This is a genomic window from Robertmurraya sp. (genome assembly GCF_036676585.1).
Lineage (GTDB): Bacteria > Bacillota > Bacilli > Bacillales > Cytobacillaceae > Robertmurraya_A.
Window position 1 is genome coordinate 23,483 of the sequence record NZ_JAKFCQ010000004.1, and the last position, 13,262, is coordinate 36,744.

Consider the following 13,262-nt stretch of genomic DNA (forward strand, 5'->3'; position numbering starts at 1 on the left):
CTACAATTCAGTTAGGGAGTGAATAGTGACAACAGAAGACCAAGAGATTGTACGTTACAAAAGCAAGCTTGATCAAGTCTGGAAATGAAAATAACCTCAATGATGAGGTTATTTTCTGTTCGCTTGACGTCCACTTTTTTTCTGACTTTGTGATTTTGAGTTTCCGATTTGAAAATCATCACCTAACTCCACATCATTACGCTTATCCTGCTTTTCAATTTTTTCTCTAGTTTGATTTTTGTTTTGCATTCCTTGATGAGACATTTCTCTCAACTCACTTTCATGTAGTATCGGTAGTAGTATGTGCACGGTTGGAAGAATTATTAGATAAAAATAACGGAGGTAACGCCATGAAAAATCCAATAAAAAATGAGATTGGTGCAGTATTTATCCCTGTTAGTGACATTGAAAAAGCAAGAGATTGGTATTGTGATGTATTAGGTTTACCATTGGATGGAGAAATATTTCATGGTCATATCTATGTACTGCCAATGAAGGGAACAGGAATTGTACTGGATAGCAAAATCTACTCAGAGGAACGCGTCCTCACCGCGCCAATGTTCCATTTTAACACGGACAATATCAAAGAATCCTTTCAATATTTGAAGGGAAAGCAGGTGGAAATCGTTTCCGACATTCAACACGGGCATTATTTTAATATTAAAGATCCAGACGGAAATACACTTATGATTTGTAAGTGCTAACGGAGGTGAAACATGCGAAGCGAAAAAGAAATGCTTGATCTTATTCTACGAGTGGCAACAGAGGATAACCGAATTCGTGCAGTTTATATGAACGGATCAAGAACAAACCCTCGCGTTCCAAAGGACATTTTCCAAGATCACGATGTCGTTTATATTGTAGAGGAAACAGCACCATTTATTGAAGAAAATACATGGATTAATGTGTTCGGGGAACTGCTTATGATTCAGGAGCCTGAAAGAAATGACCAACTCATTGGTAGGGAGGTGAATTTGAATCAGTCATACGGTTACTTAATGCTTTTTGCAGATGGTAATCGAATCGATCTTCGTATTCAAACACAAGGAGAAATGATCAAGGATTACGGGAGTGACTCACTAACTGTGCCTTTATTAGATAAGGATGGAGTTTTACCAATCATTCCACAAGCATCTGATGAAGACTACCATGTAAGACGCCCACGTATAACACAATATTTGGCTTGTTGTAATAATTTTTGGTGGTGTCTTCAAAATGTAGCAAAGGGGATTTGGCGTGACGAATTGCCTTATAGTAAGCAAATGTTTGAATTGGTTATTCGGTCAGAATTAAATCAAATGGTGGACTGGTGGATTGGATGTCAGCACAACTTTAAAGTATCACCTGGGAAATTTGGGAAGTATTATAAAAAACATTTGCCAACGTGTTATTGGGAGATGTATAAGAAAACATATTGCGATAGTGAGTATAAACATATGTGGGAATCACTATTTACTGCCTGTGAATTATTTCGGATTTTGGCAGCTGATGTGGGTGAGGTATTGAGTGTGGAGTACCCACATATAGAGGATAAGAACATGATGATGTATTTAGAACGGGTTCGGAACTTACCTAAGGATGCAAGGGAGATTTATTAAAGATTTTGAACCGTTTTTTTTTTAGATATTTTAATGAGAGTGTTCCTGTAAGTTAGGAGATTTTATAAATGATTCTTGGAATTACTTGCAATTATTAGGTTTTATTTGCGATTCCTGGTAATTATCAGCGATTCTAAACCTTACTTTTAATTAAAGGGGGTCGATCTCTTTGTTCCAACCATCCACTCTTATACATTTACGAAAAACAACTATAGATGATCTTGATTTTATAGACGAATTAGAATCAGACCCACAAAATGCAAAATTTATTATTCCATGGTCAGCTGAAAAACACATTTCGTCCTTAATTACTAACGACATTTTACATATCATTATAGAAGAAAAAGCTGGCCATACTCCTGTTGGTTACTTGATTTTGGCTGGTCTAACAAATCCGAACCAAAGCATTGAACTAGTCAGAATTACCATTCGCGAAAAAGGAAAAGGCTACGGGAAGGAAGCGTTTCGATTGGTAAAAGATTGGGTGTTTACAAAAACAAATGCAAACCGCCTTTGGTTGGACGTGAAAACGACGAACGATCGGGCCGTCAAATTATATGAAAAACAAGGATTTACTAAGGAAGGGACGTTAAGGGAGTGCTTATTGACAGAAGGAACGTTCGAATCGCTTCATATTATGGCTATCCTAAAAAGAGAATTTTTCCAAAATAAAAAGTGAAAAAGCAGATGAACCCATTTTTCACCTGCTACATTTTTGTGAGTTGTTTAAATAGCTGTATGTTTTTGATTTCCTCTAAATGAATTTCTGATAATTTTTCCAGTATCTCTAGTCCTTTAGTGGTCACACGAATAAGCACGCTCCGGCCATCCTCTGGATTACTCGCTCTTTCAACAAGACCAGCTTCCTCACAGCGATCGATCAGTCCAACACATGCATGATGAGTTATTTGAAGTCTTTCTGCTAGCTCGCCTGTCGTAACAATACTTTTTCCAGGGAACCCTTGAATGGCTAATATTAATTGATGCTGTTGAGGAGTAATCCCTTGTTCTTTGGCTGCTGACTCACTAAATTTAAGAAATTTACGGAGTTGGTAACGAAATTCACCTAAATATTCATATACTTCTTTCGATAAAAGAGAACTCAACTATTTTCAACCTTTCTCATCTGATTGATATTTATATCTTAACATGATATAATCAAAATACAAAATAATATCTTAATACGATATAAATAACGAAGGGGCGGTTCAATTATGTGGAGTTTATTATACCCAACAAGTGTCACAGGGATTGTGTTATTTTTATTAGGTTCAGCCTTTACGATTTATGCCAATGTGAAATATCTTAAGTGCAAGTTAAGCTGACTTGAGGTGATAGGGATGTACGAAGAAGTGGGAAAATGTAAGAAATGTGGGAAAAAGATTTTTTGCTTGGATGGTTTCCTCAATGGGGTAGTGTTTCCTAATGGCGAGATTGAATGTTTTCCTTGTTCAGAGGAAAAGGCAATGATGTAAAAAGTTCTTGTGAGATGGGAAATTTTTGATTAAAATACAATTATAGGAATGAGAGGGGTGATGGTGGAATGTGGAATCAAATCAATAGGTTGTGTCTTTTTCTATCATCATCTAACGGCATCAAAAAATATCTTTAGTGCCCCACTAGATCGGAAGAAGACACTGGGGCTTCTAAAAATAACAACGTATGGGAAGCTGATGAGATATACTCATTGGCTTTATTTTTTGCCCCGCTTATTGACCTTTTACTACTAATAAAGGCGGGATACGATCTATGATGAAGCTTAGTACAATGAAATTAATAATGGACACAATCGATCAGGACTGGAAAAGTACATTGGCAGAAAGCATTTTAGAAAGATGGGATTATGACAAAGGTACCGTTTACTTTATTCGGGCAAGCGCTAATTTTATTTTTATTTTTAAAAAAGACGGGAAGCATTTTTTTCTTCGGTTTAACGATTCGTCCGAGAGAACAGTTGAGACCATTGCTTCTGAACTTTCTATTCTTCAATACCTTCACACAAAAGGAATTCATGCAGCTCAGCCAGTTCCATCAAAAAACGGGCAAATGCTTGAAGTGGTTAAGACAGAATTAGGCACTTTTCATGCAGTTGTTTTCGAAGCGGTTCCAGGTAGACATGAAGAATGGGGTGACATCACTCAAGAGAATATATATCGATGGGGAAATGCGCTTGGTAAATTGCATGATGCATGTAAAGAAATGCCTCAAGAATACCTAACCGTTCGACCGAGTTGGAGAGATCAAGTGACCGAGCTTCAACAATTTTTACCTGAATCAAATGCACTACTTCAAAAGGAAATTTCTGAACTACTAAACTCTATCAAAAAATTGCAAATTACCAAAGAAAACTTTGGGCTGATTCATTATGACTTTGAGCTTGATAATCTATTATTTTCGGAAAATATGATTGGAATCATTGACTTTGATGACTGTATAACGAGCTGGTACGTTGCAGATATTGTATATGCTTTACGAGATGCCGGAAATTTCCGGCTGGACTCCCTAGAGGTACAAAGTTTTCTTAAGGGTTACGAAAACGAAACGAGTATTGATACGAATATTCTTAAGGAAGCTTCTGTATTTGAAAGACTTCACCGTTTAGTCATGTATGCAAGATTAACAAGGTCAATTGATATAAAAACAACTGAGTCTGATCCTCAATGGTTACGTCAGCTTCAGCATAAATTGTCCTCAATGGTAAATGAGTATCTCTTGTGGATAAACGAAAGGGAGAGTAAAAATGAGTGAAACATTAATCAGGGTAGGAACGACGTATATACCAGTAACAAATGTGGAGCACTCTGCTGACTGGTACGTTACGAATCTAGCTGCAGAACTAAGTTATCAAGATTCAGAAAAAGCCATTATTAATCTGGCAAACCAGAGTTTTTTCTTAGTTAAAGCAAGTGAAAATCAAAGTTCTAATTTCTTAGATTATAAAGGGGAGAAGTGGTTTTCTGTCACATTCGAGGTGAATGGAATGGATGCCTTACAGAACTTACATCAAGGCCTTGTAGAAAAAGGTGTGCGTGTTGGCGACATCGAAAATCGAGGTCATGCAGGAAGGAACTTTGTCTTTTATGATCTTGATGGAAATGGATTTGATGTTTGGAGTGAATTGAGTCCTACATTTAAAAGATAAACTTCTTATGGCCCGTGGAGATGGAAAAAATGTCTCCTTCGGGTCATAAAGCATGTTTTATAACCCGAAGAGAGAGGAAAAAAGATATTTCGAGTCATAAAAAGTCTTTTATAACCCGAGCTTAGATATTATAGGGTGCTAAAAGTCATTAACTTAAAAAACTAAATTTACAATCCATATTTCTTCATCTTATTATATAAAGTCACACGAGACCATCCGAGCATTTTAGCGGCAGCCGATTTATTTCCATATGTTTGATGAAGAACTTGAGATATTTTGGACCGTTCATCCTCAAACGTTTCCTCTCGCAACACATTGATGGTAGGCTGTGCTTTGCTTTTAAAAAGGGCGTTAGGCAGTTCGGCAACGGTGATGATATTGTCATCAGCCAAAATCATCATTCGTTCCACCGTGTTTTTGAGCTGACGAATATTCCCGTTCCATGGATAATGCATGAATGTGACCATTACTTCTGGCGCAACAACGGGAACAGGCTTGTCGTATTTAGCGGAGAACTCTTTTAAAAATAATTGAACGAGCTCTGGTAAATCCTCGATCCGCTCGCGTAAAGGAGGGAGAGGCACGACAACGACATTTAATCGGTAATACAGATCTTCTCGGAACAATCCTTCTTCCACCATCTTCTCTAAATCTCGATTGGTCGCAGCGATAATTCTTACATCAATGGGGATAGGTTCATTCCCACCCACTCGATAGTATTGCTTTTCTTGTAATACGCGAAGTAGTTTCACTTGCAACTCAAGTGGGAGCTCGCCAATTTCATCTAAAAACAATGTTCCATTCTTCGCAGCTCCAATTTTTCCAAGTTTCCCTTCCTTCACAGCGCCCGTAAATGCTCCTTTTTCATATCCAAACAGTTCACTTTCAAAAAGGGCAGCAGGGATCGCTCCACAGTTCAAGTCCACAAAGGGTCCCTCAGCACGTGTACTCGCTTTATGAATGGCTTGTGCAAATAACTCTTTCCCAACACCACTTTCCCCTGTAATCATGACGGTTGCGTCTGTGCGTGCTACTTTTTTCGCAAGGGTTATTGACGTATTCAGGGCTTGACTGCGACCTTTAATTTTATAAAAAGGGTCGTCGATTTCACTCGGCTCAATTTGACTTTCCAAATCCTGAATATACGCAGCAGTGGTTGTTAATTCATCACTCAGTTTTACGATGTCGGTAATATTACGTTCTACCGAAATTCCACCGACAATCTCTCCGTTACTCATCAAAGGAAGTGAGTTAATAAGCACGTGTACATCTTGTTTTGGTTGGTTGTATTGTCGAGTAACTGTAGAACCGTCGGTTAATGTCTTCATTAATACGACCGATTCTTTTTGGAAAAAGTTCGTAATGGGGTATCCGATGATGGCTTCAGCAGCTGTTTCATAAAGTTCTTCTGCCTTTGGATTCCAGGCGACTACCTGCCCCGAATGATCGACGATTGTAATGGCATCATCGACCGCCTTTAATAGTGTTTCGTACACATTGGCCAAGTTTTTCCATTCTTGAAAAATAACTTCGAAAAGTGCTGACTTCGGAACAACAGAGGCTGGAGCACCAGTATCATCTACTAAAAGGATATCTTCTAAAACTTGAATATCTGACAAACGAGCATGAAGGGGAAAGGTTTGCATTTCTTCTATATAAATAGCTCCGTCAATCGGTTGGGAAAGAGTATGAAGCAAAATATTTTTATTTATCATACAATCACCTTTACTACTGTTAATTTGGTTTACAAAACTGTAAAGACTTTACACATATTTTACAATGTTGTAAATGGTCTGTACACATAATTTTCACATATTCGTACATTTTCAAGTTGGCACGCTACTTGCATATAAAATGATATACAAACAAAGAGGAGGATGTTTATGTATAGTTACAAACATGAACCATTTACAAATTTTTCACTTGAGGACAACCAACAAGCTTTTAAAAAAGCTTTAGAATTAGTTAATTCACAGTTGGGAAAAGAATATCCCCTAACAATTGGCGGAAAGAAGATCACAACAGAGTCAAAAATCACTTCGTATAACCCAGCAAACAAAGAAGAAGTAGTTGGGATTGTATCAAAAGCTAACAAGGAAATCGCTGAGGAAGCCATGCAAGCGGCGTTAACAGCGTTTGAATCTTGGAAGAATGTAGAGCCAGCCACTCGTGCCAATGTTTTATTCCGTGCTGCTAACATCATGCGTCGACGTAAGCATGAATTTTCTGCTTATTTAGTAAAAGAAGCAGGAAAGCCGTGGAAAGAAGCGGATGCTGATACAGCTGAAGCAATCGATTTCTTAGAGTTTTACGGAAGACAAATGAATCAGCTTTCTGCTGGTGTACCAGTTCAAAGCCGTGACGGAGAATTTAACCAATACAATTATATTCCACTTGGTGTAGGTGTCATTATTTCTCCATTTAACTTCCCATTAGCAATCATGGCTGGTACAACCGTAGCGGCAATCGTTGCAGGAAACTCTGTTTTATTAAAGCCAGCTAATAACACGCCTGTAGTGGCAGCTAAGTTTGTTGAATTAATGGAAGAAGCAGGACTACCTGAAGGGGTTCTTAACTTCGTTCCCGGAAGTGGAGCAGAAATTGGTGACTACCTAGTGGACCATCCAAAAACTCGTTTCGTTTCCTTCACAGGTTCACGTGAAGTAGGTTGCCGTATTTATGAGCGTGCTGCTAAAGTACAACCAGGTCAAATTTGGTTAAAGCGTGTGATTGCAGAGATGGGTGGAAAAGACACAGTTGTTGTAGATAAAGATGCTGATCTAGATTTAGCTGCAACATCCATCGTGTACTCTGCGTTTGGTTTCTCAGGTCAAAAATGTTCAGCAGGTTCACGTGCCGTTATCCATGAGGATGTATACGACGTCGTTTTAGAGAAAGCAGTTGCTTTAACAAAGACTTTATCACTTGGAAATCCTGAAGATGTGAACACATACATGGGACCAGTAATCGATAAAGCAGCTTACGATAAAATTATGAGCTATATTGCAGTAGGAAAAGAAGAAGGTCGCATTGCTGCTGGTGGAAGTGGTGATGATTCGAAAGGATACTTCATCGAACCAACCATTGTAGCGGATGTTAACGAAAAGGACCGTCTGATGCAAGAAGAGATTTTTGGACCTGTAGTGGCGTTCTGTAAAGCTCGTGACTTCGACCATATGATGGAGATTGCAAATAACACAGACTACGGTTTAACAGGGGCTCTTATTTCTAATAACCGTGCCCATATCGAGAGAGCGAGAAAAGAGTTCCACGTAGGAAATCTTTACTTCAACCGTACGTGTACAGGAGCCATCGTTGGTTATCAGCCATTTGGTGGATTCAATATGTCAGGTACTGACTCAAAAGCAGGAGGACCAGACTACCTGGTATTACACATGCAAGCGAAAACAACGTCTGAAATGTTCTAATCGAATTTTATCTCGGGCTGCACAAACCATATGTGCAGCCTCAGGGTTTATGGGGGAGAAAGAGAATGATAGAGGCGATTTCAAAAAATTTCTTTTTAAAAGTGTCGCAAAACAAGTCGATGAATAAAGCTGCTCGAAAATGGGGTCTTCGCTTTGGGGCAAGCCAGGTGGTTGCTGGAGAAACGATTGAAACAGCGATTGCAGCCGTAAAAAAGTTAAATCAAAATGGAATCGTTGCCACACTGGATCATCTTGGTGAGTTTGTATCGAACAAAGCAGAAGCTAGTGAAGCAACTGATTATTGTGTTCGAACTTTACATGCAATGGCATCTGCAAAAGTAGATGGCAATCTCTCAGTAAAAATGACACAATTAGGCTTAGACATCGATCAGCAATTTTGCTTAGACAATATGAGAAAAATCGTCTCCACGGCAAAACAATACAACAACTTCGTTCGTATTGACATGGAGGATTCAACACGTACTCAAATTACACTTGATATTTTAAAGGAATTACGCAAAGAGTATGACAATGTCGGAACGGTTATTCAAGCGTATTTGTATCGATCTGAGCAAGACGTGAAAGAATTAGCGGGAGTTCCACTTCGTCTTGTTAAAGGAGCGTACAAAGAGTCTGCAGAAGTCGCTTATCAGGACAAGACTGACGTGGACAAGAACTATATAGCGATCATTAAAGAGCATTTGAAAAGTGGAAGCTACACGGCGATTGCCAGCCATGACCACAACATCATTGCGAAGGTGAAGGAATTTACCAAACAAGAAAACATTCCTACCACTCAATTTGAATTCCAATTTTTATACGGTTTTCGTAACGAACTTCAGCAAAGTCTCGTAAAGGAAGGCTACAAAGTTCGTGTGTATGTTCCGTTTGGGGATGATTGGTTCGGCTACTTTATGCGTCGTTTGGCGGAAAGACCGCAAAACATTGCGTTTGCTTTTAAAGGATTCTTTTTTAAATAATAGTGTAATAAGAAGAGAAGCGTGAATGTGGGGATTCAGGCTTCTTTTTTTATGAAAGTTTCCTTTGTTGAAATCTCCCTTTTCATACGTGTAAAAACAATAAAATCTATTAGTTCTTCCTTCGATAATGATTCTCCGTCAAGCGTGAGTGCGATTGATTCCTTTTCAATTAGTTTGGTTAACTCTAACGATTGCTCACTTCGTCCAAGAATATGGTCCACACTTGTTTCAAATAAATCGGCGAAATCAGACAACGCCTGCAAAGATGGCTCTCTATATCCATACTCATATCCCGCGTATGTACTTTTTGCGATTTCTAGACGATCTGCCGTTTCCTGCATCGACCACTTTCTACTTTTCCTCAAAGTTACTAAACGAGATAACACGGTTCATCTTCCTCCAGTGACTGTTTGTTTTGTTCATTATAGCATGTTAGTAATTACAAGAATACAAAAATGTACGCGAATTGAAAACATATATTGCTTTATTTAATGATTTAATTATAATAAGCTTATAATAAATTGCAATTCGCGTACATATACGTAGAGGAGAAGAGATACCATGAAAAAAATATTACTGCTCGCAACTGGTGGGACCATTGCATCGTTAGAGGGAAAGGACGGTTTGGTTCCAGGACTAGCCCCAGTGGATCTTTTAAGCTATTCTTCGGATGTATCCTTAGCTGCTGATGTGACTTGTGAAATTTTAATGAATAGAGACAGCACGAATATGCAGCCGGAGCACTGGATTGAAATGGCGTCTAAAATTGCAGATAACTACGATCAATATGATGGATTTGTTATTACGCATGGAACTGATACACTCGGTTATACATCCTCTGCTTTATCCTATATGCTACAGGGCTTAAATAAACCTGTTGTAGTAACAGGGTCTCAAGTTCCGATTAGTTTCAAAAGAACAGATGCGATTAAAAATCTCAACGACGCCATCTGCTTTGCTTGTGAAAACGTAGGTGGAGTTTATGTCGTGTTTGATGGACGAGTGATTATTGGGACAAGAGCGGTGAAAATGAGAACGAAAAGCTTTGATGCGTTCGAAAGTATTAATCATCCTTACGTAGCTCAGGTAAGAGAGAACAAGGTAACATTTTACTGGAGACCAGAGCAAACGATACAGTCATTAAAGCTAGACGTTAGTCTTTGCCCAGATGTGTTCGTTCTTACGTTACATCCTGGTACGAAGCCTGAAATTTTTGATTGTTTAAAAGGGTTGTATAAGGGAATTATTATCGAAAGCTATGGAAACGGTGGAGTTCCTTTCGAAGAACGAAGCTTGTTACCGAAGATAAAAGAACTAACAGAAGGTGGTGTTGCGGTTCTCATCTCTACACAGTGTTTAGAAGAAGGTGGAGACCTGTATTTATATGAAGTCGGACGGAAAGTAAGTCAGTACAATGTGGTCGTCTCCGGAGATATGAATAAAGAAGCAATCGTACCGAAACTAATGTGGTCCTTAGGTCAAACGGACGATCTGTCTCAGGTGAAAGAAATGATGGAAACACCGATTTCGTATGATCTATCCGTTGAATGGGGTCAAGAAGAGTGAAACAAGCCTATCATTTATTTAATTTACATGTTGGGATTGCTTTAGTAGCGATAAATATTCACTTTTTTCTAGCTCCTAATCAATTCGCTGCCGGAGGTTTAGGTGGTTTGACGATTGTGATGCATCATTTTTTTCCTAACGTTTCGATCGGTTTATTAATGTTATGTTTTAATGTGGTGCTGTTTGGATTAGGTTTCATGTTTCTCGGTTTTAGCTTTGGTCTAAAAACGATTTACTCCAGCTTTATGTTATCGTTTATGGTTTGGTTGTTTGGGGAAGTTGCTCCAATGGCAGAACCACTAAGTGAAGATAAGCTGATTCAACTGATGGTCGGTGTATTAATTGCTGCACTTGGATTGGTCATCGTGATGAAAGAGGGAGCTTCAACCGGAGGAATGGACCTTATCGGCATGATATTCAATAAGTATTTTTCGATTGATATAGGTAAAGCCGTGTTGTTTTCCGATATGATCATCGTGCTGCTGTCGATTGTTGCCTTTGGTGTGGAAAATGGATTATATGCACTGTTTGGAATTGTGTTAAGAGGCGTCGTTATTGACTATTTGATTCAACAGTTTAGCTTAACGAAGGAAGTTGTCATTATTAGCTATAAATGCGATTTAATAAAGAACTTTATTATTGAAAATCTAGGCCGTAGCGCCACCGTGCATGAAGCAAAAGGAGCCTTTAGCAACGAGCAAAAGGAAGTCATCACGATCGTTCTAAAACGAAGCGAGTTTCATTCACTGAAAAAATATATTAATGAAATCGACAAACGAGCTTTTATTAGTGTACATAATATGAGTGAGGTCGTCGGAAATGGATTTAAGAGTATTGTTTAGGTGGAAAAATCCTATGTTACATTCCTGAAATATATGTAATAAACAAAAAAGCAATCATTATTTTCTTAAGTAAACCTGGTAATTCTACCCATCATATTGGTGGTTAAAGCCCGGTCTATCAATATATTGTGTCAACAAAAATAATTTGTCCAATAATTGGAACATGCACAGGTATATTACATCTGGTAACCTTCTTGTTATCGAAAGCAAGGAGGTATTTTTTATGAACATTCTAAAAAAACTACTTGTTCTCTCTACTCTATCGTTCACATTGGTTGGGTTCGAAACTACTTCGAGCGCAGCTGAACAAACTCTTTCAGTGAAAAGTGGAGAAACATCTTGGAAGGTAGTAAGTAAAACTGATAATTCTGCTCTTGAATTAATGAAAGAAAATCATGATAAATTTCCAACATTATATGAAAAGGAAATTGATGTTACAGATCAGGAAAAGGAATTGATGGCCCGACTTGTAACTGCGGAAGCAAAAGGTGAGCCGTACGAAGGGAAAGTGGCTGTTGCAGAGGTTATTATTAACCGTGTAGAGCATGAGGAATTCCCTGATACTGTAAAAGAAGTTGTATACGAGCAGGTATCTGGTACGTATGCATTTTCTCCTGTTCAAAATGGTGAGATTAACAAGCCGGCGGATGAGGAATCAATGGAAGCTGTAGAAGAAGCTTTGGTTGACAAGGAGAATGATTCAGAGGCTATATATTTTTATAATCCTGAAATTGCAACGGATACATGGATTTTAACAAGACAAGTGACTGAAACAATTGGTAACCATCGATTTGCGATTTAGAAACCAGGGAATAAACTCCCTGGTTTTTTTACTGAACAAAATATTGCCTTAATGCTTGTTGCAATGTTCCTAATGTTTTTGTCTTCTTAAAGAATGCTGAAACATCTAAATGAATCATTTTTTTCACAACTTCTGCACGTAAACCGGTGATAATCGAGTTGCAACCCATCATAGAAGTACCGTCGATAATCTTCATAAGATGATCGATAACGTCAGGTTCCATATCGCCAATTCCGGATAAATCAATGATTAACGTTTGAATACGAAGTCTTCCAATCTCTGTTAGAACCTTTTCTTCTAATATTGCAGTTCGGAAGGAGTCTACCGTCCCAATTAAAGGTAAAATACATACAGAAGAAGTGATTGGAATAATAGGTACTGATAGATTTTCAACTAGTTGTCTTTGTGCAACAATCAGGGAATCTTTGTATTTTGAATAACTTATAAAGAAAGTGTTCAGAAACTGGTCGACTCGGTTATTGATTTGTAGCTCGAGCTGAAAGAAGTCATCTAACTCATATTTGTTGGAAAGAGTGTTAAACGATTGAATAAACATCCAAAGTGTTCGTCGTATCGCTTGAACCCATTCCAGTTTGAAGGATAATTCAATTGAATGGGTAGCCCATACAATTCCTTCTTTTTTGGCGAAAGCTTTCAGTTCATCCTCATTGCCATCGATAATGTCGATTACTAGCTTTTGAGCATTCGAAACTAAATTGATATTACCGATTCTTAGTATTTCATCTATCCGACCTTTTACATTTACAGCCTCTATAAGAAGTGAGTTCTTAAATCTATCTTTATTTTCTTCAATAAAGTGTTTTAAGTCAAAAGAAGCTTGATATGTAAATTCCAAGAGATGTTCCCCCTTTTACAATTCCCCAAAAATTTATACCCTTAAAAT

15 protein-coding genes are annotated in these 13,262 nt (G+C 38.1%); 10 read left to right on the top strand and 5 right to left on the bottom strand.

All coding sequences use genetic code 11. The features are described 5' to 3' along the window. Positions 1-108 precede the first annotated feature (108 nt). Entirely contained in the window at positions 109-264 is a 156-nt protein-coding gene (locus ACGLXV_RS00275) for a hypothetical protein (protein WP_162927733.1), read from the bottom strand. 86 nt (positions 265-350) lie between these two features. Between ACGLXV_RS00275 and ACGLXV_RS00280 the strand changes: the two genes are divergently transcribed. The 3 genes from ACGLXV_RS00280 to ACGLXV_RS00290 all read left to right on the top strand — a co-directional run bounded on the left by ACGLXV_RS00280 (position 351) and on the right by ACGLXV_RS00290 (position 2,277). Then, entirely contained in the window at positions 351-704 is a 354-nt protein-coding gene (locus ACGLXV_RS00280) for a VOC family protein (protein ID WP_391557007.1), read from the top strand. Positions 705-716: 12 nt separating this feature from the next. Further along, positions 717-1,598, top strand: a complete 882-nt coding sequence (locus ACGLXV_RS00285) for an aminoglycoside 6-adenylyltransferase (RefSeq protein WP_391557008.1) — start codon at positions 717-719, stop codon at positions 1,596-1,598. Between the two features lie 169 nt (positions 1,599-1,767). Beyond that, complete coding sequence (locus tag ACGLXV_RS00290) at positions 1,768-2,277, top strand: GNAT family N-acetyltransferase (RefSeq protein ID WP_391557009.1); 510 nt, start codon at positions 1,768-1,770, stop codon at positions 2,275-2,277. A 28-nt stretch (positions 2,278-2,305) separates the two neighbouring features. On the opposite strand, the gene ACGLXV_RS00295 is transcribed toward ACGLXV_RS00290, so the two are convergent. Then, positions 2,306-2,704: a MarR family winged helix-turn-helix transcriptional regulator gene (locus ACGLXV_RS00295; protein WP_391557010.1), complete on the bottom strand. Its 399-nt coding sequence runs from the start codon at positions 2,702-2,704 to the stop codon at positions 2,306-2,308. A gap of 643 nt (positions 2,705-3,347) precedes the next feature. On the opposite strand from ACGLXV_RS00295, the gene ACGLXV_RS00300 reads away from it, so the two are divergent. Beyond that, a complete protein-coding gene (locus ACGLXV_RS00300) occupies positions 3,348-4,346 on the top strand; it encodes a phosphotransferase enzyme family protein (protein ID WP_391557011.1) in 999 nt (332 codons plus the stop codon). Then, on the top strand, positions 4,339-4,740 hold the full coding sequence (locus ACGLXV_RS00305) for a VOC family protein (protein ID WP_391557012.1): 402 nt from the start codon (positions 4,339-4,341) through the stop codon (positions 4,738-4,740). Before ACGLXV_RS00300 ends, ACGLXV_RS00305 begins: the two co-directional genes overlap by 8 nt. A 167-nt stretch (positions 4,741-4,907) precedes the next feature. On the opposite strand, the gene ACGLXV_RS00310 is transcribed toward ACGLXV_RS00305, so the two are convergent. Beyond that, a complete protein-coding gene (locus ACGLXV_RS00310) occupies positions 4,908-6,455 on the bottom strand; it encodes a sigma-54 interaction domain-containing protein (RefSeq protein WP_391557013.1) in 1,548 nt (515 codons plus the stop codon). 168 nt (positions 6,456-6,623) lie between these two features. On the opposite strand from ACGLXV_RS00310, the gene pruA reads away from it, so the two are divergent. Beyond that, positions 6,624-8,168 carry an L-glutamate gamma-semialdehyde dehydrogenase gene (pruA, locus tag ACGLXV_RS00315; protein ID WP_391557014.1) on the top strand — a complete coding sequence of 515 codons (1,545 nt, stop codon included), beginning with the start codon at positions 6,624-6,626 and terminating at the stop codon, positions 8,166-8,168. A gap of 65 nt (positions 8,169-8,233) precedes the next feature. After that, positions 8,234-9,148 carry a proline dehydrogenase family protein gene (locus ACGLXV_RS00320; protein ID WP_391557015.1) on the top strand — a complete coding sequence of 305 codons (915 nt, stop codon included), beginning with the start codon at positions 8,234-8,236 and terminating at the stop codon, positions 9,146-9,148. Positions 9,149-9,183: 35 nt separating this feature from the next. Here the strand turns inward: ACGLXV_RS00320 and ACGLXV_RS00325 are convergent, their stop codons facing one another. Continuing rightward, the gene (locus tag ACGLXV_RS00325) at positions 9,184-9,534 is read right to left on the bottom strand and encodes a helix-turn-helix domain-containing protein (RefSeq protein WP_391557016.1); all 351 of its coding nucleotides are present in this window, start codon (positions 9,532-9,534) and stop codon (positions 9,184-9,186) included. 175 nt (positions 9,535-9,709) lie between these two features. Here ACGLXV_RS00325 and ACGLXV_RS00330 point away from each other — a divergent pair, with 175 nt between their 5' ends. The 3 genes from ACGLXV_RS00330 (at position 9,710) to ACGLXV_RS00340 (ending at position 12,358) form a co-directional block, all read left to right on the top strand. Beyond that, entirely contained in the window at positions 9,710-10,714 is a 1,005-nt protein-coding gene (locus tag ACGLXV_RS00330; protein ID WP_391557017.1) for an asparaginase, read from the top strand. Next, positions 10,711-11,556 carry a YitT family protein gene (locus tag ACGLXV_RS00335; RefSeq protein ID WP_391557018.1) on the top strand — a complete coding sequence of 282 codons (846 nt, stop codon included), beginning with the start codon at positions 10,711-10,713 and terminating at the stop codon, positions 11,554-11,556. The genes ACGLXV_RS00330 and ACGLXV_RS00335 overlap by 4 nt, the downstream gene beginning before the upstream one ends. A 223-nt stretch (positions 11,557-11,779) precedes the next feature. Then, a complete protein-coding gene (locus tag ACGLXV_RS00340) occupies positions 11,780-12,358 on the top strand; it encodes a cell wall hydrolase (protein ID WP_391557019.1) in 579 nt (192 codons plus the stop codon). A gap of 28 nt (positions 12,359-12,386) precedes the next feature. Here the strand turns inward: ACGLXV_RS00340 and ACGLXV_RS00345 are convergent, their stop codons facing one another. Next, entirely contained in the window at positions 12,387-13,214 is an 828-nt protein-coding gene (locus ACGLXV_RS00345) for an STAS domain-containing protein (protein ID WP_391557020.1), read from the bottom strand. Between the last annotated feature and the right edge of the window lie 48 nt (positions 13,215-13,262).